The organism is Streptosporangium sp. NPDC020072 (assembly GCF_040631445.1).
Taxonomy (GTDB): Bacteria; Actinomycetota; Actinomycetes; order Streptosporangiales; family Streptosporangiaceae; genus Streptosporangium.
The window spans coordinates 209,633-229,296 of record NZ_JBEYAB010000015.1 but is presented as its reverse complement, the minus strand read 5'-3'; the positions used below and the strand labels follow the sequence as shown (position 1 = coordinate 229,296).

The 19,664-nt window shown below is 70.2% G+C and carries 20 protein-coding genes; 12 read left to right on the top strand and 8 right to left on the bottom strand.

Annotated elements, in window-relative coordinates; all coding sequences use genetic code 11:
- Positions 1–67 precede the first annotated feature (67 nt).
- From tsaB to tsaD, 3 genes are read left to right on the top strand one after another with little or no spacing between them, the layout of a single operon-like run.
- Positions 68–751: a tRNA (adenosine(37)-N6)-threonylcarbamoyltransferase complex dimerization subunit type 1 TsaB gene (tsaB, locus tag ABZ470_RS32750; RefSeq protein WP_352015563.1), complete on the top strand. Its 684-nt coding sequence runs from the start codon at positions 68–70 to the stop codon at positions 749–751.
- A complete protein-coding gene (rimI, locus tag ABZ470_RS32745) occupies positions 748–1,200 on the top strand; it encodes a ribosomal protein S18-alanine N-acetyltransferase (protein ID WP_352015562.1) in 453 nt (150 codons plus the stop codon). Before tsaB ends, rimI begins: the two co-directional genes overlap by 4 nt.
- Positions 1,193–2,224 (top strand): tRNA (adenosine(37)-N6)-threonylcarbamoyltransferase complex transferase subunit TsaD, encoded by a 1,032-nt coding sequence (gene tsaD, locus ABZ470_RS32740; RefSeq protein WP_352015561.1) that lies wholly within the window; start codon positions 1,193–1,195, stop codon positions 2,222–2,224. Before rimI ends, tsaD begins: the two co-directional genes overlap by 8 nt.
- Before the next feature lie 10 nt (positions 2,225–2,234).
- On the opposite strand, the gene ABZ470_RS32735 is transcribed toward tsaD, so the two are convergent.
- The gene (locus ABZ470_RS32735; protein ID WP_362916304.1) at positions 2,235–3,293 is read right to left on the bottom strand and encodes an alkene reductase; all 1,059 of its coding nucleotides are present in this window, start codon (positions 3,291–3,293) and stop codon (positions 2,235–2,237) included.
- Between the two features lie 128 nt (positions 3,294–3,421).
- Here ABZ470_RS32735 and ABZ470_RS32730 point away from each other — a divergent pair, with 128 nt between their 5' ends.
- The gene (locus ABZ470_RS32730) at positions 3,422–3,940 is read left to right on the top strand and encodes a MarR family winged helix-turn-helix transcriptional regulator (RefSeq protein WP_352015559.1); all 519 of its coding nucleotides are present in this window, start codon (positions 3,422–3,424) and stop codon (positions 3,938–3,940) included.
- Between the two features lie 5 nt (positions 3,941–3,945).
- Here the strand turns inward: ABZ470_RS32730 and ABZ470_RS32725 are convergent, their stop codons facing one another.
- The 4 genes from ABZ470_RS32725 to ABZ470_RS32710 form a co-directional block, all read right to left on the bottom strand.
- Positions 3,946–5,328, bottom strand: coding sequence for a hypothetical protein (locus ABZ470_RS32725; RefSeq protein ID WP_362916302.1), 1,383 nt, complete (start codon positions 5,326–5,328; stop codon positions 3,946–3,948).
- Positions 5,329–5,538: 210 nt separating this feature from the next.
- A complete protein-coding gene (locus ABZ470_RS32720) occupies positions 5,539–6,702 on the bottom strand; it encodes a class I SAM-dependent methyltransferase (protein ID WP_362773157.1) in 1,164 nt (387 codons plus the stop codon).
- A gap of 57 nt (positions 6,703–6,759) precedes the next feature.
- The gene (locus tag ABZ470_RS32715; protein ID WP_362916300.1) at positions 6,760–7,398 is read right to left on the bottom strand and encodes a Uma2 family endonuclease; all 639 of its coding nucleotides are present in this window, start codon (positions 7,396–7,398) and stop codon (positions 6,760–6,762) included.
- Between the two features lie 147 nt (positions 7,399–7,545).
- The gene (locus ABZ470_RS32710; protein ID WP_362916298.1) at positions 7,546–8,886 is read right to left on the bottom strand and encodes an NAD(P)/FAD-dependent oxidoreductase; all 1,341 of its coding nucleotides are present in this window, start codon (positions 8,884–8,886) and stop codon (positions 7,546–7,548) included.
- A gap of 100 nt (positions 8,887–8,986) precedes the next feature.
- Between ABZ470_RS32710 and ABZ470_RS32705 the strand changes: the two genes are divergently transcribed.
- From ABZ470_RS32705 to ABZ470_RS32685, 5 genes are all read left to right on the top strand, one after another.
- The gene (locus tag ABZ470_RS32705) at positions 8,987–9,499 is read left to right on the top strand and encodes a MarR family transcriptional regulator (RefSeq protein WP_362916296.1); all 513 of its coding nucleotides are present in this window, start codon (positions 8,987–8,989) and stop codon (positions 9,497–9,499) included.
- A 183-nt stretch (positions 9,500–9,682) separates the two neighbouring features.
- Positions 9,683–9,994, top strand: a complete 312-nt coding sequence (gene groES, locus ABZ470_RS32700; RefSeq protein WP_184712660.1) for a co-chaperone GroES — start codon at positions 9,683–9,685, stop codon at positions 9,992–9,994.
- 90 nt (positions 9,995–10,084) lie between these two features.
- A complete protein-coding gene (gene groL, locus ABZ470_RS32695; protein ID WP_352015553.1) occupies positions 10,085–11,707 on the top strand; it encodes a chaperonin GroEL in 1,623 nt (540 codons plus the stop codon).
- Positions 11,708–11,979: 272 nt separating this feature from the next.
- Entirely contained in the window at positions 11,980–12,618 is a 639-nt protein-coding gene (locus tag ABZ470_RS32690) for a sigma-70 family RNA polymerase sigma factor (RefSeq protein ID WP_352015615.1), read from the top strand.
- A gap of 91 nt (positions 12,619–12,709) precedes the next feature.
- Entirely contained in the window at positions 12,710–12,913 is a 204-nt protein-coding gene (locus ABZ470_RS32685; protein ID WP_362773147.1) for a hypothetical protein, read from the top strand.
- Here ABZ470_RS32685 and ABZ470_RS32680 read toward each other — a convergent pair.
- Positions 12,874–13,251 (bottom strand): DUF5319 family protein, encoded by a 378-nt coding sequence (locus ABZ470_RS32680; RefSeq protein WP_352015551.1) that lies wholly within the window; start codon positions 13,249–13,251, stop codon positions 12,874–12,876. The two genes, ABZ470_RS32685 and ABZ470_RS32680, sit on opposite strands and share 40 nt — an antisense overlap.
- Before the next feature lie 98 nt (positions 13,252–13,349).
- Positions 13,350–14,348, bottom strand: a complete 999-nt coding sequence (locus ABZ470_RS32675) for a helix-turn-helix transcriptional regulator (protein WP_352015550.1) — start codon at positions 14,346–14,348, stop codon at positions 13,350–13,352.
- Between the two features lie 547 nt (positions 14,349–14,895).
- On the opposite strand from ABZ470_RS32675, the gene guaB reads away from it, so the two are divergent.
- The 3 genes from guaB to ABZ470_RS32660 all read left to right on the top strand — a co-directional run bounded on the left by guaB (position 14,896) and on the right by ABZ470_RS32660 (position 18,817).
- Positions 14,896–16,377 carry an IMP dehydrogenase gene (gene guaB / locus ABZ470_RS32670; RefSeq protein ID WP_352015549.1) on the top strand — a complete coding sequence of 494 codons (1,482 nt, stop codon included), beginning with the start codon at positions 14,896–14,898 and terminating at the stop codon, positions 16,375–16,377.
- Between the two features lie 85 nt (positions 16,378–16,462).
- Complete coding sequence (locus ABZ470_RS32665; protein ID WP_352015548.1) at positions 16,463–17,581, top strand: GuaB3 family IMP dehydrogenase-related protein; 1,119 nt, start codon at positions 16,463–16,465, stop codon at positions 17,579–17,581.
- 291 nt (positions 17,582–17,872) lie between these two features.
- The gene (locus ABZ470_RS32660; protein WP_352015547.1) at positions 17,873–18,817 is read left to right on the top strand and encodes a hypothetical protein; all 945 of its coding nucleotides are present in this window, start codon (positions 17,873–17,875) and stop codon (positions 18,815–18,817) included.
- Between the two features lie 24 nt (positions 18,818–18,841).
- Here the strand turns inward: ABZ470_RS32660 and ABZ470_RS32655 are convergent, their stop codons facing one another.
- Positions 18,842–19,663, bottom strand: coding sequence for a class II fructose-bisphosphate aldolase (locus ABZ470_RS32655; RefSeq protein WP_362916293.1), 822 nt, complete (start codon positions 19,661–19,663; stop codon positions 18,842–18,844).
- Position 19,664: the final 1 nt, after the last annotated feature.

The following is a 19,664-nucleotide window of genomic DNA, read 5'->3' as shown; positions in this document are numbered from 1 at the left end:
GCGGATCGACGCGCGCTCGTCGAAGCGAGGACCTGACCCGATCCGAGACGGACTAGGCTAACTGTTCGTGCTGGTCCTGGCCTTTGATACCGCGACCCCCGCCGTCACCGCAGCGCTGCACGACGGCGAGAGGGTCCTGGCCGAGTCGACGACGGTTGACGCCCGTCGGCACGGCGAGCTGCTCGTTCCCACGATCGAGACGGTCCTGCGGGAGGCCGGTGTCGTCCTCGCCGACGTCACGGCCGTCGTCGCGGGCTCCGGCCCCGGTCCCTACACCGGGCTGCGGGTCGGCCTGGTCACCGCCCAGGCCCTGGCGACCTCGCTGGGCGTGCCCGCCTACGGCCTGTGCACGCTCGACGCCGTGGCCTACGGCAGCGGGCTCGAAGAGCCCTTCCTCGTGGCCACGGACGCCCGCCGCAAGGAGGTCTTCTGGGGTCACTACGAGGACCGGCGGACCCGTCTGTCCGGCCCCGCCGTGGACAAACCCCAGGACCTGCCCGCGGACCTGCCGCTCGTCGGCGCGGGCGCGCGGATGTACGCCGAGGTCGTCGGCGCCTCCCGGCTGCTCGACGCGCCCGAGTACCCCTTCGCCGGGGCGATGGCGGCGCTGGCCGCCGAACAGCTCGGCCGGCCCGACGTCGCGGAGGTCGTGGAGAGCGGCACGCACCCCGTGCTGAGCCTGCCCAGGCCGATCTACCTGCGCCGTCCCGACGCCCAGGTGCCCGCGCCGCCGAAGAGGGTCTCCGCGTGAGCGTGGTCCTGCGCCCGATGACCCACGACGACCTGCCCGAGGTGATGAAGGTCGAGCGGGAGACCTTCCCGCTGGACGCCTGGAGCGAGGGCATGCTCCGCGGCGAGCTGGACGACCAGCCCAGGACCAGGCACTACGTGGTCGCCGTCGTCGGCGAGGAGATCGTCGGCTACGCCGGGCTCTACGCGGCGGGGGACCAGGCGGACGTGCAGACCATCGCCGTCTCCGAGGGCCACCGCCGGGCCGGGATCGGCGGGGCCATGCTGACCGAGCTGCTCACCGAGGCCGTACGGCGTGGCGCCACGTCGGTCTTCCTTGAGGTGCGTGCGGACAACTCCGGCGCCCAGGCCGTCTACGAGAGGTTCGGATTCGAGCGGATCGGCCTGCGCCGCCGCTACTACGAGGACGGCACCGACGCGATCATGATGAAGAAGGACCTCAATGCGTGACGAACCCCTGGTGCTGGGCATCGAGACCTCCTGTGACGAGACCGGGATCGGCATCGTCAGGGGGCACACCCTGCTGGCCAACACGATCGCCTCAAGCGTCGAGCAGCACGCCCGGTTCGGCGGCGTCGTGCCCGAGGTCGCCTCACGGGCCCACCTTGAGGCGATGACCCCGACCATCGAGCGCGCCCTCGACCAGGCGGGTCTGCGTCTGACCGACATCGACGCGATCGCGGTGACCGCGGGCCCGGGCCTGGCGGGCGCCCTGCTCGTCGGCGTCGCCGCCGCCAAGGCCTACTCGCTCGGACTTGGCGTGCCCCTGTACGGCGTGAACCACCTGGCCGCCCACGTGGCGGTCGACCAGCTCGAACACGGCGCCCTGCCCAAGCCCTGCATCGCGATGCTGGTCTCCGGCGGTCACTCCTCGCTGCTGCTGGTGCCCGACGTCGCCAAGGAGGTCATCCCGCTGGGCTCGACCGTCGACGACGCCGCCGGAGAGGCCTTCGACAAGGTGGCCCGGGTGCTCGGCCTGCCCTTCCCCGGAGGTCCCCACATCGACCGGGTGGCGGGCGGCGGCTCGGGTACGGCCATCGCCTTCCCCAGGGGCAAGCACGACGACGGGACACTCGACTTCTCCTTCTCCGGGCTGAAGACCGCCGTCGCCCGCTGGGTCGAGGCCAGGGAGCGCGCCGGTGAGACGATCCACGTGCCGGACGTGGCCGCCTCCTTCCAGGAGGCCGTGGTCGACGTGCTGACCCACAAGGCCCTGCTGGCCTGCCGGGAGCACGGCGTGCGCGACCTGCTGATCGGCGGTGGCGTGGCCGCCAACTCCCGGCTGCGGGCCCTGGCCCAGGAGCGCTGCGACGCCGCGGGTGTACGGCTGCGCGTCCCCCGGCCCGGCCTGTGCACCGACAACGGGGCGATGGTGGCCACGCTCGGCTCCGACCTGGTCGCGGCGGGGATCTCCCCCTCCCCGCTGGACATCCCCGCCGACTCCTCGCTGCCGATCACCACGGTCCACGTGTGACGGAGGGCCGTCAGGCCGGGTGCAGGGCGAGCGCCGGGTAGTCGGTGTAGCCGGTGTGGTCGCCGCCGAAGGCCTTGGAGAGGTCGGGCTCGTTCAGCGGAGCGCCGAGGCGCAGGCGCACCGGCAGGTCGGGGTTGGCCAGGAACGACTTGCCCAGGGAGACCAGGTCGGCGCCCTGGGCGAGCCAGTGGGCGACGGAGTCGGAGGGGTCGTTCCTCGCGGGGTCGTTGACGATGAGCGCGTTCGGCCACAGCGCGCGGACCCGCCCGTCGAACTCCGCCGAACCGCCCGCCAGGTGGTGCAGGTAGACCAGGTCGAGGTGGGCCAGCTCGGCCAGCAGCGCCGGGTAGACCTCGTTCGCGTCCTCCTCGGCCAGGTCGTGGATGCCGGTCGCGGGGGAGATCCTGATGCCGACCCGGTGCGCGCCGATCGCGTCCGCGACGGCCCGCGCGGTCTCGACGGCGAAGCGGATGCGGTTCTCGACGGAGCCGCCGAAGCGGTCCTGACGCAGGTTGGCGTTCTGCGACAGGAACTGGTGGATGAGATAGCCGTTCGCCCCGTGCAGCTCGACCCCGTCGAACCCGGCGTCGATCGCGCGGCGGGCGGCGTCGGCGAAGTCGCCGACGGTCGCCTCGACCCCCTCGGTGGTCAGTTCGACGGGGATCGGCGTGTCCTGCGGGCCGTTCGGGGTGAAGATCTGGCCGCTCGACCGTACGGCCGACGGGGCGACGGGGATCGCACCGGTGTTGTCCGGGTGGCCGACCCGGCCCGCGTGCATGAGCTGCGCGAAGATCCGGCCACCCGCCGCGTGGACGGCGTCGGTCACCTCACGCCATCCGGCGACCTGGTGGTCGGTGTGCAGACCCGGCGTGTCCATGTATCCCTTGCCCGCCGCGCTCGGCTGCACCCCCTCGGAGACGATCAGACCGGCCGAGGCGCGCTGCGCGTAGTACAGGGCGGTCAGCGTGGAGGGGATGCCGTCCACGTAGGCACGGGAACGGGTCATGGGGGCCATGACCAGGCGGTTTGGCAGTTCCAGGGCACCGAGCCTGAACGGGGAGAACGGCATGGCTGATCCCTTCGGGATTCTAATATGGTCGGCTAACTTGGGCGACCAACTTGGTCGGCCAAGAGTTAGTTCTACAACTTGGGCGACCAACTTGCAAGGAGTAGGCTGGAGTCGAACAGGAGGACGAGATGACGCTTCCACGGCTTGACGAGGAACCGGCGGGGGTCGAAGCCTGGGAGGAAAGCCCTGACAGCCTGAACTGCCTGATGATCCAGGCCGCCCGAGGGCACCGCACGCTTATGGCCGGTCTCCTGGCCGAACTCGACCTCTACCCGGGCCAGGAACGCACCCTGACCCTGCTCTGGGAGTACGGCCCGCAGCCGCAGAACGTGCTCGCCAGGCTCATCGGCATCGACATGTCCACGATGACCAAGACCCTCCAGCGCCTCGAACGCAGCGGCTTCGTCAGCCGCGCGCCCAGTCCCGCCAACCGCCGCGTCAGCATCGTCAGCAGCACTCCGAAGGGCGACGCCCTGCGTCCCGAGGTCGAACGCGTCCTGGCGGAGGTCCACCGCCGGATGACCGGCGGCCTGAGCCCGGAGCAGGCGGGGGAGCTGACCCTGCTGCTGAAGGTGGTCAGGAACAACCTGTGCGGTGAGGAGGCGTGCGACACCTCCCCCTGCCTACCGGGCGACACCATGTGCTGAAAGCGTCAGTCCCCGTTGCCGTGGGGCCGGCACAGCAGGGCCTCGGCGAGGACCAGCACGGTCTCCTCAAGCGCGCCGAGCCTGTCGGCCGGGCCTGCGCCGGCGGGCTCGACGGCCCGGGTCAGCGCCTCGGTGAGCCGCTCGCGGCCCGGCTGGGCGCGCAGCGTGTCGCCCAGGGGGGCGAGAGCCGCGCGGGCCTGGGCGACGCGCTCCTCGAACGGGTCGAGGCGCCGCTGCTCCCGGGTCTGCAGCAGGCCCTTCAGCCGCTTCCCGGCCCCGGTGACGTGCGCCTGCACGTCCTCCGGCCGCCCGGTGTGGCCGTCGAGCGTCCGCAGCCGGGCGTCGACGGCCTCGATCCTGTTGAGGGTCCGCCCCTCGACGTCGTCCAGACGCTCGTCGAGGGCGTCGAACCGCGCCTCGTGACGGGCGGCGATCTCACCGAGCCGCTCGTTCGTCTCCGTCATCCGCCGCTCAAGCGCGGCCAGCCGCCTGTCCAGGTCGCTCAGGCAGTCTCCGACGTCCTCGGTCAGGCCGTCGAGCCTGACCATGATCATGTCGATCTTGCCGCTCACCTGCTCGACGGCGTCCGACAGACGGCGGGTCGCCTCGGCGACGACCCCCTGGAAGCCCGCCGACAGCTCGGGCAGGCCCTTCTCAAGGGACCCCGTACGCCGGACCAGCTCACCCAGCCCCTTGTCCAGCCGGGTGAACCGGCCCGCGGCCGCGTCCATGCCCGTCTGGAGACGGCCGAGCCGCTCGGTGGTCTCGCCGTTGTCCTGGGTCTTGCCGGTGAGCACCCGGAGCCGGGTGAGCGCCTCGTCGGTCTTCTCGCTCACGGCGCTGAGATCGGCCCACAGGCGCGGCAGCCCGTCCAGGGGGACGATCTGTGCGCCGACCGACTTGACCTCCCGGGTCAGGAAGCCGACCCGTGCGCCGACCGAGTCCACGTGGTCGCGGACCGCCTCGACGTGCTGGGCGAGCCCCTGGACCCAGGCGGGCGGGCGGGTCAGGGCCTTGTCGAGGCGGCCGGTCACGGATTCGAGCGTGCCGTTCAGCCCGCTCTCCCGATCCCTGGCCTCCCGCAGCAGCCACTCCACGCCGTCGAGGCGCTGACGGATCTCGTCGAGCCCGGTGCCCTGGGGGCGCTGGTCGTACACGGGTGCGGGGGAGAGCTTCTCGTACACGGGCGGCTGGGGGCACTGGTCGTAAATGGGCGCGGGGGGGAGCTGCTCGTAGACGGAGCTCTGCGGGCGCTGCTCGTACGCGGGCCCCTGCGGGAGCTGCTCGCGCACGGGGTCCTGGGCGGCGTGCGCCAGCAGTTCGCGCATCCGGTCGAAGATCGGGCTCTGCTCGTCCGCGTGGAACAGGGTGTGGCCGGAACGATCCACGGAAAACCCCTTTCCCCACCGACGGTCGGCCACGCGGCGGGTTTTAATGTTTCTTTAAGGACTTTGTTTTTAATTTACCGAGGAATGTAGGCCGAGTTTTCCTCGGAAATCCATGCGTGAGTAACCCTAGCCCCTGAGACATGTGTCCTCCGTGTCAAATTTAAAAAAGACAGATCGCCGGTTAATTGCTTGATGTACCGTTTTGCCAGTTCAGGAAGGGGTGCATATCAGGGCGAAAGGCCTTTCCTCGATCCTGGTGAGAATAACGACCGCGGATTCGCCCCCGGTCAGGCGAAGGTCCTTTCTGAGGCGATCGACGTCGACCGCGGAGCCCCTCTTTTTGATCGTCACGTTTCCCACTCCGCGCTCACGCAGCGCCGCCCTCAGCCGTTTGAGTGAGAACGGCAGAGTCTCGTGGACCTCGTACCGCGCCGCCCACGGCGTCCGCTCCGTCCCGTTCCCCGTGATGTAGGCGATGCGCGGGTCGAGCAGGTGCCCGCCGACCGCGTCGGCGACCTCCGCCACGAGGTGGGCCCTGATCGCCGCCCCGTCGGGCTCGTGGACGTAGCGCCCGACCGGGCCGTGCCCGGCCGTACCGAGCTTGGGGTCGGGGGTCAGCGTCGCGCCGGACGGCAGCATCGTGGCCCTGCGCTCGACCTCGCCTGCCAGGGCGCCGCACCAGATCGCGGCCTCCTTGACCTCGCCCCGGTGGGAGACCCACTCGGCCTCCGCCCCCGGCGGGATGAACGCGTAGTCGATCCCCGGGGCGACCTTCAGGCACGCGGCCCTCGCCTGGCGCGCCATCTCCAGCACCTGGGGCCACGGTGGTGAGTAGGCCATCGGATCGAAGGTCCTGCCCCGGGCCGTACGGCGGGCGGGGTCGGCGAACAGGACGTCGAAGCCGGACGGGTCGACCGTGGCGGCGTCGGCCGCCCGGACCGTGACCCGGTCGCCGAACCCCAGCGCGTCGGCGTTGGCCTGGGCGACCGCGGCGGTGAGCGGGTCGGCGTCGACCGCCTCGACCACGCATCCGGCCCTGGCCAGGGCCAGGGTGTCCCCGCCGATGCCGCAGCAGACGTCGGCGACCCGGGAGCCCGGGGGGACGCGCCGGGCGCGGTGGTCGGCCACCTCGCGGCGGGTCGACTGCTCAAGGCCGTTCGGCGTGAAGTACATCACCCCGGCGTCGGCGCCGAACTTCTCCACGGCGCGGCGTCTGAGCCCCGCCTGGGTGAGCGCCGCGGAGGTCAGGTCGGCGTCGTAGGTCTTCCTGAGCCGGGTGACCGCCGCGACCGGGTCGTCTCCCGCGGCTCCGGCGGCGGCCAGGGCCTCCTGGCCTCGGGGTGTCAACAGCTCCAGGAACGAGTCAAGCTCCACACCGCCCGACGCTACCGCCTCGGACGGATGGAGCCTCTCCTCAGCCCAGCAGGGCGGTCAGTCGGGTAGTTCGCCAAGATCGACGTCGATGGGGAAGGGGTCGGCGAGCTTGAGGCGTCCATGGTGGATGCCGGTGATGGCGTAGCCCTGATTCACCGGGTCGAGTTCGTAGACGTAGACCACGGGCTCGTCGGCGTTGTTCTCCACCAGCCAGAAGTGCGGGATGCCCGCGGCGGCGTAGCGTTTCGGCTTCACGTCACGGTCACGCAGCTCGGACTCCGGGGAGACGACCTCGATGACGAGGTGCACCTCCTCGGGGGTGTAGGCCGTTCGGGACCTGTCCTTCGCCACCTCACTGTCGATGATCAGGACATCCGGGCACGGCCGCTGCCGGGGGCCGAGCACGACGTCCATCTGGGTCACGGCCTTCAGGTGCCTGGGTGCCTGAACGTTGAGGCAGGTCCGCAGGCCGTACAGGACGTGCTCGTGGAAACGCTTCTGGGGGGACATGAAGATGAGGGCTCCATCGACGAGTTCGACGTGCTTGAAGAAGTCCGGCTCGCCGTGGGGGCCCTCCTGGGGAAGCCGGTCGAGGTCGTCGGCCGTCCATCCGCCGGGCGGCGGATAGGGCCAGTTGGCGAGAAGCTCGCCGACCTCGCGCGTTGCGCTCGTCTCCTCGCTCAGCGTGCTGGTCACATCGCTCACCGTAGCGTCTTTCCCGTCACCGTTCGTAGCCATCGGGTCGCGTTCCCCCCGGTGCTCGCTCGTATGTTCCCGAAGTCGTATGTTCCCCGATGAGCGTCCCGGTGTCGCCCCGAAGCGCGGGAATCGGGGTGAAGGTCCTCAGGCGTCCGCGGCGCGGTAGGCCACGAGGGCGTCGACGAACCTCCTGCGCAGCGCCGGGATCCGGCCGACCGCGCGGAAGAACGTCCGGTTGGCCGCCAGGACCGCCCGGCCGACGACCGGCCTGTGCAGCAGGTCGTCGCCGTTGGTGCCGTTCTGGGCGAGGGAGTCGGCGACGCGGGCGAAGCCGTACGGGATCATCTCCGCCTCGTAGGCGGCGACGGCGTCCAGCAGCGGGGTGCCGTCACGGACGGTGATGAGCCACCTGGTCAGGAGCATCGCGTCGCGCAGGGCGGTGTTGGCGCCGACGCCCCGCCCGGGGGTCATGGTGTGCACGGCGTCGCCGAGCAGGGTGACGTTGGTGGTCTCCCATGGGTCCACCGGCTCGGAGGTGCGGATGGCGATGGGGAAGCAGCTGCCCGGGTCGGCGGCCCGGAACAGCGCGCGCAGGTCCGGATGCCAGTTGGGCGTCATGTCCAGGACCACCCGTTTGAGATCCTCGCCGCGCAGGTCCATCACCCCGGGCGGGAACCTGCGGGCCGAGGCGGAGAAGCCCCAGTTGATGTAGTCGCGGGTGTTGTCGTACAGCAGGCCGGGCCAGCGCGCGATCAGCTCCGCGTCGTTGCCGCCGACGCCGTGCTTGACCTCGCCGTCGCGGTCCCACTTGAACTCCATGACGTGCCAGATGCAGAACTGGCCCTTCGGGGCGAAGGTGGCGGAGATCCCGTTGAAGACCTCCTCGGGCAGCAGCGCCCTGGTCTCCGGGGTCACCGCGACCTTGGCGGAGACCGCGATCACCCCGGTGTCCCTGACCTTCGCGTGCGGGAGGTACTGCCTGCGGACCCTGGAGCCGGTGCCGTCGGCGGCGACGAGCAGGTCGCCGGTGGCCGAGGTGCCGTCGTCGAAGAAGGCGGTCACGGTGCCGTCGGCGCCGTGCTCGTAGTGGGTGAAGGTCTTGCCGAAGCGCACGACGTCGTCCATCCCGGTGAGCAGCACCTGGCGCAGGGTCATCCGGGAGACCGAGCGTTCGCTGTGGACCGGGTCGGTGCTCTCCGGCAGCCGGAAGGAGGCGACCGTCCTGCGCCGTTCGGTCAGCACGTTGAAGTGGGCGGGCGTCCTGGCGCAGGTGGCGGTGTAGGTGTCGAACAACTCGGGGGGCAGGCACTCGCGGAGCGCCTGGTTGCCCGTCGGGTCGATGCCGACGCGGTAGCCGTGCACGCCGTCGGCGCGGGTGCGGTCGCGTTCGTAGACCGCGACCGAGATCCCGGCGCGCCGCAGGCCGTGGGCCAGGCACATTCCGCCGGTGCCCGCACCGATGACGATCACGTGGAGAGGGGACACGGGTCTCCCTTGGAGGACGGGTCTGGACAGGGGTGTTCTCCTCGAACGCCATGTATCTTGATGTTCGAGGCATATTTAGCTTGATGGTCGAGAGGCTTGAATGTCAAGGGAAAATGGTCCCGCGCATGGGGACGGCGCTCTCAGGGCGGAGCTGGGGCGGGAGGTCCAGGCGGGTCAGACGGCCGTCGACGCCTTCGACGAGGCGGTCGCGATCCACCTCGGGGTGAACAGGACCGACCTGCGCTGCCTGGAGATCCTGGTGCGCGAGGGGGTTGAGGGGAACGTCACACCCAGCGTCCTCGGGACGGGCCTGGGGCTCACCACGGGCAGCGTCACCGCGATGCTCGACCGCCTCGAACGGGCCGGATACCTGACGCGCTCCCCCGATCCCGGGGACCGCAGGAAGGTGGTCGTGCGCGCCACCCCCGAGACCCTCGCGAAGGTCGAGGAGCTGTACGGTCCCGTCGTCGAACGGGGGAGGCGGCTGATCTCGGGTTACTCCGATGAGGAGATCCGTTTCGTGCTGGGTTTCCTGCGCGGTTCGCGGGAGCTGTACGAGGCCGAGATCGCGCGGGTCAGAGGCCTGCCCGCGGCGGGGCGGCGCAGGGTTTGAGGTTCGCGTACCCAGTGCGGAGGCGGTTCGTGTTGACTGTCAAGGCCTCCTTGCATACTGTTCCGTATTGGCACTCTCCCGGTGAGAGTGCCAAACATACGCGACGAGGCAGGTCTGACACCCGCGACGGCAGACCGCTGGTCGCCTCTTCTAGATCATTCAAATCTGAAGGGGAGGTCCGACGTGACGACCGCCACCAAGGTTCCCGTTAAGCCGCTCGGCGACCGCATCGTGGTCCAGCCGCTTGAGGCCGAGCAGACCACTGCTTCCGGTCTCGTCATCCCGGACACCGCCAAGGAGAAGCCGCAGGAGGGCAAGGTCCTCGCTGTCGGCCCTGGCAACTGGGACGAGGACGGCGACAAGCGCATTCCGCTCGACGTCAAGGAGGGCGACGTCGTCCTCTACAGCAAGTACGGCGGCACCGAGGTGAAGTACGGCGGCGAGGAGTACCTCGTGCTCTCCGCCCGTGACGTGCTCGCCATCATCGAGAAGTAACCGACACTTCGCAGAGATGACGTATCGAGCCCCGGGTCGCGCGAGCGCCCGGGGCTTTGATGCGCCGACGTGCTTTCAGAGAGGACCACAATGCCCAAGATCCTGTCCTTCGAGGAGGACGCGCGCCGCGCTCTTGAGCGTGGTGTCAACGCCCTCGCCGACGCGGTCAAGGTGACCCTCGGCCCCCGTGGCCGCAATGTCGTCATCGACAAGAAGTTCGGCGCGCCGACCATCACCAACGACGGTGTCACCATCGCGCGTGAGGTCGAGCTGGAGAAGCCGTACGAGAACCTCGGCGCCCAGCTCGCCAAGGAGGTCGCGACCAAGACCAACGACGTCGCCGGTGACGGCACGACCACCGCGACCGTCCTCGCCCAGGCGATGGTCCGCGAGGGCCTGCGCAACGTCGCGGCCGGCGCCCAGCCGCTGTCCCTCAAGCGCGGCATCGACCTGGCCGCCAAGGCCGTCAGCGACAAGCTGATCGACTCGGCCAGGCCGGTCGAGGACAAGAAGGAGATCGCCCACGTGGCGACGATCTCCGCGCAGGACGCCAAGATCGGTGAGCTGATCGCCGAGGCGTTCGACAAGGTCGGCAAGGACGGCGTCATCACCGTCGAAGAGTCCAACACCATGGGCCTCGAACTGGAGTTCACCGAGGGTCTCCAGTTCGACAAGGGTTACCTTTCGCCCTACATGGTGACCGACCAGGAGCGGATGGAGGCGGTTCTCGAAGACCCCTACATCCTGATCAACCAGAACAAGATCGCTTCGGTCGCGGACTTCCTGCCGCTGCTGGAGAAGGTCGCGCAGACCAAGAAGGCGCTGCTCGTCATCGCCGAAGACGTCGAGGGCGAGGCCCTGGCCGTCCTGGTCACCAACAAGATCCGCGGCACCTTCACCTCGGTCGCGGTCAAGGCCCCCGGCTTCGGTGACCGCCGCAAGGCCATGCTGCAGGACATCGCCATCCTCACCGGTGGCGAGGTCGTCAGCGAGGAGGTCGGCCTCAAGCTGGAGCACGTCGGCCTGGAGGTCCTCGGCACGGCCCGCCGTGTCGTGATCACCAAGGACAGCACCACGGTCGTGGACGGCGCGGGCGACGCGCAGGCCATCGCCGACCGCGTCAAGGAGATCAAGCTCGCCATCGAGCAGTCCGACTCCGACTGGGACCGTGAGAAGCTCCAGGAGCGTCTGGCCAAGCTCTCCGGCGGTGTCTGCGTGCTGAAGGTCGGCGCGGCCACCGAGGTCGAGCTCAAGGAGAAGAAGCACCGCCTTGAGGACGCCATCTCCGCGACGCGCGCCGCGATCGAGGAGGGCATCGTCTCCGGCGGTGGCTCCGCGCTCATCCACGTCTCCAAGGTCCTCGACGACCTGGGTCTGTCCGGTGACGAGGCGACCGGTGTCGCCGTGGTCCGCAAGGCGCTCATCGAGCCCGCCCGCTGGATCGCGGAGAACGCCGGCCTTGAGGGCTACGTCGTGACGACCAAGGTCTCCGAGCTCCCCGTCGGTCAGGGCCTCAACGCCGCCACCGGCGAGTACGGCGACCTGATCTCCCAGGGCGTCATCGACCCGGTCAAGGTCACCCGCTCGGCCGTCCAGAACGCCGCCTCCATCGCCGGCATGCTGCTGACGACCGAGGCCCTCGTGGTGGACAAGCCCGAGGAGGAGGCTCCGGCCGCCGCCGGGCACGGCCACGGTCACGGCCACGGCCACTGATCCGCTTTCGCCGTACGGCCCGCATCTCTCACCGGATGCGGGCCGTTTCGTTTTCCGGTAAACCGAAACGTGCCGCAAAGCGTCATGCGAGGATGCGCGTAAGGAGTAAACTTTCATGTGACCAATGGCCGACATAATCGGCGGTCCAATGAAATATTCCTTCAGGCACAAAGCCTTACTGTGGTCGATTGATTACGCCCCGTTATCGCCCTCTCAATGTGACCAATCCGTAGCCGTTCGCCATGACGACAGGCTCGATCGGGGCGGGCATCATGCCTAACGTGACCGAGGGATGCGTCGCCGACGCCAAAAGTGGGGTAAGGCTTGCGACGAGATCTGAAGGGGTCCCCCACAGGGACGATCTCAAGGATCTGACGAGCCTCGCCGTTCAGGGAGATCGCACCGCGATCGAATCTCTGATCGCGCAGTTACGGCCAATGGTCGTCCGATATTGCCGTGCTCGCCTCGGGCGGGTTTCCGGTCAGTACCACATCGCGGACGACGTGGCGCAGGAGGTGTGCATCGCGGTTCTGTCCGCCCTGCCGCGTTATCGCGACATGGGCAGACCCTTCGCGTCCTTCGTCTTCGGCATCGCCTCCCACAAGGTGGCCGACGCGCTGCGCAGTTCGGTGCGCTCCGCCGTACCCACCCAGGACCTTCCCGACGGTCCTGACGAGGGGCCGGGGCCCGAGGAGACCGTGGTGCGCTACATCGAGGCCGAGCACGCCCGCAGGCTGCTCTCCAGGCTCCCGGACAACCAGCGTGAACTGCTCATGCTCCGCGTGGTCTCGGGGTTGTCGGCCGAGGAGACGGGTAACGTGCTCGGCATGTCACCAGGCGCGGTCCGGGTCGCGCAGCACCGGGCGCTCGCGCGGTTGCGCGCGATGGCGGAGCTGGAGTCGACGGCTTGACCGCGGACCAGCCGGGCCGGATCCGCCGGCGCCGCCGGGAAGCGTGGAGTGGGTCTCGCCGGTCCGGTGAGACCCGTTGGCGGGTGAGCCCATGACGGCGGTCCACCCCAGGCGTCCCGTCCGGAGATACGGCCCTGAGGAGGATCGGGGCGTCACCGAGACCGACCGCCTTCTCGACGGGCTCTCCCGGCGTGAGCCCGCCTCGTCCTCGGACGTCGCCGTCGGTCTACTGGCCGCGCTGATCGACGACGTCGATCAGCGGTGCCCCTCGGTGTCGGTCACCCCGTCGACGTAACCCCTGGCGTACTCCCAGGTCACATAGTTCGTGGGGTCGGGCTGGTAGGCGGGTTCGTGAACCTGCGGCCTGCCGTTGTCGATCATCTGCCGCAGGTTGCCGCGCAGCAGCTCCCAGTCGAAGTAGTGCTGTTCCCCGCACTCGGGGCAGTCGAGCACCAGCCCGAGCACCCCCTGGGGCTCAAGGAGAGACCGGAAGACCTCGACGTCGGCGAGGTCCGTCATGGCCTCGTCGCGTTCGGCGGAGGTCAGCGACTGGGGGGAGTCCGTCTCACCCAGTGCCGCCGCCGGGTCGTCGGGGTCGTCCGCGAACGGGTCGCGGGGGACGTCGTCGAGCACGATCCCACCTTATGGCCTTGATATGACCTTGATGTGCGGCAGGTCCAACCGGCGGCCCACGGGCACGCGGAGCGACGCGCAGGCGCGCAAAGAGGCCTTCACGTCAGCCAGCCGCGCCGGGCGGCCTCCGCGCCCGCCTGGAAGCGGGACTGGGCGCCGAGCTCGGCCATGGCGTCGGCGAAGCGGGCCCGCACCGTGCGCACCGAGACCCCGAGCTGCCTGGCGATCATCTCGTCGGAGACGCCCTGGGCGGCGAGCCGCAGCACCTGGATCATCCCGTCGCCCCGGCGCGGCCAGGGCAGCGGCGCCGCGCGGGCCCACAGCTCGTCGAAGAGGGAACGCAGCGCGTCCACCACGACGGGGGTTCTGACCAGGTGGAAGTTGTAGGCGCTCTCCGCCAGTGTGCCGCCCCACCGGGCGGGCACACCCGCGGCGTCCGTCCCGGCGATCAGGAACCAGCTCGGCACCGTGTCCAGGGTGCGGACGCGGGCCCCGGCCTGCTGGAACTGGCTCAGCTTCTCCCGCAGCGCGGGGATCTCCAGGGTCTGGACCGGGATGATGTTCCTGGTGGACAGCAGGCCCGCGCGCTGCGCCCCGATCCACTGGTCGGCGTAGCGGTGCGCGAAGTCGTTCATCGTGCGCCGGTCGGGGATGACCGAGAGCAGTTCGAGCGGCGGCGCCTGTACGGCCATGCCGATCACGCTCTCGTACAGTTCGTCCGCTCCGCCGACCAGGTCGACGGAGAACCGGCCCGCCTGGTAGTCGCGGCCCGCGTCGTACTCGTGGATGAGGTCGCGGATCGACCCGACGACGGTGTCGATCCTGCGGCTCTCCGCGGCGAGCCGGTCGAGCCGGTCGGCGAGCAGGTGGCCCAGGGCCGTCGCGGGGTGACGGGCGAGGTACTCGCCGCCCTGCTCGTGGACCACGCCCAGCTTCACCAGGGTGGCCAGCTCGCGGCTCAGCCGCTCAGGCGAGCCGTCCAGGGCGTCGGCGAGTTCGGCGCAGGTTGCGCGGTGCAGGCGTAGCACCGCGTTGTAGAGAGAGATCTGGGCCGAGGTGAAGCCCAGACTCTCAAGCGGCGGTGTGTCGGTACGCATCGGCGAGAGGCTCCAGAGATGGCACGGCGTTCCGCGAGAATAACGTCCCGAAATCACCGGTGTCCGGGCGTTGCGTCTTCTGGGCCTCTTCCGGTCTCGTGGACGACTCGTCCCGAGCCGTCGCCGATCGGGGAACCCGGTCCTTCCTGGGCGGTCGGGTGCAGCTTCGTGCAACTGCACGTCCGTACATTGCGTGTGAACGGAAGGTAACGCAGACTTTACCCAGCGTCGGCGAGGGGCGTGGGCGTAGTGGCCGTTCGGACGCGGAGGGGGGTCCGGCGGCGTGCGGTGTCCCCGCGCCTCCCGCCGGTGACCGGGGAGCCGGGCGGGTCACCGACCGCTCGGTTCCCCAAACCCCGGCCGGGACCGGGCGGTCCGTCGGCCGCCCGGCTCCCGTCCTTCAGGGAGGGGAACCGGACGCTCACCGGCCGTCCGGTTCCCCACCTTCCCCGGTGTCCTCCGGGTTTGGCGCCAGACTCTAAACTGTGACCCGGGGGCCGGCGCCTTCCCCACTCCACTTGAGAGCGCCGTGGCAGGAGGGTCGCAGATGGCAAGGTTCACCGAGACCGGGCTCACGTTCGACGACGTGCTCCTGGTTCCCGCCTATTCGGATCTACAGCCGGGTGAGGCGGAGACCACCACCCGCCTGTCGCGGGGCATCACCCTGCGCATCCCGCTCGTCTCCGCCGCGATGGACACGGTCACCGAGGCGCGGATGGCGGTGGCGATGGCGCGTCAGGGCGGCATCGGCATCCTGCACCGCAACCTCTCCATCGAGGAGCAGGCCCAGCAGGTCGATCTCGTCAAGCGCTCCGAGGCCGGGATGGTCACCAACCCGGTCACCTGCTCGCCCGAGGACACGCTCGCCGACGTCGAGCGCCTGTGCGCGACCTACCGCATCTCCGGTGTCCCGGTGACGGACGAGAACGGCGTGCTGGTCGGCATCGTCACCAACCGCGACATGCGCTTCGAGACCGACCACGGCCGCCCCGTGCGCGACGTCATGACCTCGATGCCGCTGGTCACCGCGCCGGTCGGGGTCTCCAGGGACGACGCCTTCGCGCTGCTGCGCAAGAACAAGATCGAGAAGCTGCCGCTGGTCGACGCGGGCGGACGGCTGCGCGGGCTCATCACCGTCAAGGACTTCACCAAGAGCGAGCAGTACCCCCTGTCCACGAAGGACGCCGACGGCAGGCTCGTCGTCGGAGCCGCGATCGGCGTGGGCGAGGACGCCGAGAAGCGGGCGGCGGCCCTGATCGAGGCCGGGGTCGACGTGGTCGTGGTCGACGTCGCGCACGGCCACTCCAAGGGCCTGGCCGACATGATCTCCAAGCTCAAGGCCAACAGCGGCGTCCAGGTCGTCGGCGGCAACATCGCCACCCGCGCGGGTGCCCAGATGCTGGTCGACGCGGGGGCCGACGCGGTCAAGGTCGGCGTCGGGCCCGGCTCCATCTGCACCACCCGGGTGGTCGCGGGTGTCGGCGCGCCGCAGGTCACGGCCATCCACCAGGCCTCGCTCGCGGCCGGTCCCGCCGGAATCCCGGTGATCGGCGACGGCGGCCTGCAGTACTCCGGTGACATCGCCAAGGCCATCGCGGCAGGGGCGGACACGGTCATGCTCGGCTCGCTCCTGGCGGGCTGCGAGGAGTCGCCGGGTGAGCTGATCTTCATCAACGGCAAGCAGTTCAAGTCCTACCGGGGGATGGGCTCGCTGGGCGCGGTCCGCAACCGCGAGCGCGGCGGGACCTCCTTCAGCAAGGACCGCTACGCCCAGGCCGACGTCGGCAGCGAGGACAGGTTCATCCCCGAGGGCATCGAGGGCCAGGTCCCCTACCGCGGGCCGGTCGCCGCGGTCGCCCACCAGCTCGTCGGCGGTCTGCGCCAGGGCATGTGGTACTCCGGGTGCCGCACGATCGAGGACATGCACAGCAGGTGCGAGCTCATGCCGATCACCGCGGCCGGGCTCAAGGAGAGCCACCCGCACGACATCCAGATGACCGTCGAGGCTCCGAACTACCACCGCCGATAGAGTCCCGACCCGGTTCTCGCGACGGGCCGGGCCGTGACGGCACGGTACGGCCCGCCGTACAGGCATGACATGGAAAGACAGGCATATGACTCAGGTGGAGATCGGCCGCGGCAAGAACGGCCGCCGTGCCTACGCGCTCGACGAGATCGGCATCGTTCCCTCCCGCCGCACCCGTGACCCCGAGGAGGTCTCGATCGCCTGGCAGATCGACGCCTACCGGTTCGAGCTGCCCGTCGTGGTGAGCCCGATGGACAGCGTGGTCTCCCCGGCGACGGCGATCGAGGTGGGCAGGCTCGGCGGGCTGGCCGTACTCGACCTTGAGGGGTTGTGGACCCGCTACGACGACCCGACGTCGCTGCTGGCCGAGGTGGCCGAGCTTGAGGGGGAGGCCGCGACCAGGCGGCTCCAGGAGATCTACAACGCGCCGATCAGGGAAGAGCTGATCGGCCGTCGCATCGAGGAGATCCGCGCGGCCGGGGTGACCACGGCGGTGCGGTTGTCCCCGCAGCGCACGGTCCAGTACCACAAGGCCGTCATCGACGCGGGTGTGGACATCTTCGTGATCCGCGGCACCACGGTCTCCGCCGAGCACGTCTCCGGGCGGGCCGAGCCGCTCAACCTCAAGCAGTTCATCTACGAGCTGGACGTTCCGGTGATCGTCGGCGGCTGCGCCACCTACACCGCGGCGCTGCACCTCATGCGGACCGGCGCGGCCGGCGTCCTGGTCGGCTTCGGCGGCGGCGCCTCGCACACCACGCGCACGGTGCTCGGCGTCGCGGTGCCGATGGCCACCGCGATCTCCGACGTGGCCGCGGCCCGGCGCGACTACATGGACGAGTCGGGCGGCCGGTACGTCCACGTCATCGCCGACGGCGGCATGGGCACCTCGGGTGACATCGCCAAGGCGATCGCCTGCGGTTCTGACGCGGTCATGGTCGGCTCTCCTCTCGCCAGGGCCACGGAGGCCCCGGGCCGCGGGTTCCACTGGGGCTCCGAGGCCCAGCACCCCGAGCTGCCCCGGGGCAAGCGGGTGCAGTTCGGCACGGTCGGCACGCTGGAGCAGATCCTGCACGGTCCCTCCTCGGTCGCCGACGGTTCGATGAACCTCATGGGCGCGCTCAAGCGGACGATGGCCACCGCCGGATACTCCGACCTGAAGGAGTTCCAGCGGGTCGAGGTCGTCGTCGCCCCCCAGGGTTCCTGACACCGCCGTTTCTGCCGTGCCCGGAGCGATTCGCTCCGGGCACGCGTGTTTTCCCGCCCGTGCGCCGTGGCCCGGTGCCGCTCCGGAACAGGTCCATCACCGACCGGGAAGGCCCCAGGTCGGGTGTCGTCGGACGGCACGGGAGACGTGCCGGATGTGCGCTGGGTGCCAGGGATTGGCGCTGGGGGACACTGTCATGGGCGTCGACGCAGACCGGCGGCTGGTCACGAAATTGACACTGTCTGCGTCGGCAAAAGTGACGTAAGCCGAAAAATCTGTGAACATTCCCATGTGTCGGATGATCGTGAGCTGCGGGTCGCTCTTCGGGAAGGCCCGTTCCACGTCGCGCTCCGCGCCGCGGTCGAAGCGAGGGGGCTGACCCTTGACCGGCTCCGCCACCGCCTTGAGGAGCGCGGGCTGCGGGTCGGGATGACGAGCCTGAGCTACTGGCAGCAGGGACTGCGCCGCCCCGAGCGGCCCGAGTCGCTGCGGGCCGTACGGGCGCTTGAGGAGATCCTCATCCTCCCGCCGCGCTCGCTGATGGGCCTGCTCGGGCCGCCCCGGCCCCGGGGCCGGGGGCAGAACGGCGGGGGCACGTCCGTCCCGATCTCCGCCGCCGTTCCCTACGCCACGATCCTTGAGCCCTCACGAGCGCTCTCGGCCCTGCTGCAGGACCTCGACGGCTCCGCCGACGACAGGCGGCTGCACATCAGCGGGATGTACGAGACGCTGCAGATCGGCCCGGACCGCAGCGTCGTGCGCCGTGAGACGCTCCAGGTGATGCGGGCGCAGGAGGCGACCGACCGCCACATCATCGTCTACCGGGGCGACCTGGGGTGCGACGTCGAACGCGTGCGGATCAGGGCGCTTGAGGACTGCCGGGTCGGCAGGGTCAGGCGGGACGGCCCGACCGCGCTCGTGGCGGCCGAGCTGCTGTTCGACCGCAGGTTGCGGGTCGGGGAGACCCAGGTGATCCGCTACGAGCTGGCCGACCCGAGCGGGGTGGAGACGACCGAGTACGAACGGGGGTTCCGCTTCCCCGCCGGGCAGTACACGCTCAGAGTGAGCTTCGCCGCCTCGGCGCTGCCCGCGGGCATCCGCCGCTTCTCCCGGCACGACCACGCCGCGGAGGAGCACGACCACGGTGAACTGACCCTCAACGCCCACCACGCGGTCCACCTGGTGGCCGACTCGCTGCGCCCCGGCCTGATCGGCATCCGCTGGAACTGGCCGTAGGGGCGTCGAGGGGTGTCGTAGGGGTCAGGCCAGGACCTTCAGGAGGCGGGTGACCTCGGTGGCGACGGCCGTACGGGCGGCGGCGAGGTAGACGCGGGAGTCGACGACCCGCTCGTCGGCGGCCAGGTGGTCGCGGATCGCCCCGGTGAAGGTCTTGTTGAGGTGGGTGGCGATGTTGATCTTCTTCATGCCGTGCCGTACGGCGGCGCGGAGGGTCTCGTCCGGCACGCCCGAGGAGCCGTGCAGCACCAGCGGGACGGGTACGGCGGCGCGCAGCGCGGAGATCAGCTCAAGGTCGAGCACGGCGTCCCTGGTCGTCATGGCGTGCGAGCTGCCGACGGCCACGGCCAGCGCGTCCACCCCGGTCCTGGCCACGTAGTCCACGGCCTCGTGCGGCCTGGTCCGCGCCCCGGGCGCGTGCACCCCGTCCTTGCCCCCCACCTCGCCGAGCTCGGCCTCCACCCACAGGCCACGGGCGTGGCAGTGGGCGGCGACCTCGGCGGTGAGCGCCACGTTCTCCTCGTCGGGCAGCGCGGAGGCGTCGAACATCACCGAGCCGATCCCCAGCTCCGCGGCCTCCTCGACCAGCGCGCGGTCGGTGGCGTGGTCGAGGTGGACGGCGACGGGCACGGCCGCCGCCCTGGCGACCGCCAGGGACGCCGCCGCGATCGGGGCGAGCGCGCCGTGGTAGCGGACGCAGTTCTCGCTGATCTGCAGCACGACGGGTGTGCCTGCGGCCTCGGCCCCGGCGACGATCGCCTCCGCGTGTTCGAGCTGGATGACGTTGAACGCGCCGACGCCCTTTGGAGCGTTCCCGACGATGTCGCCGATTCCGACGAGGGACATG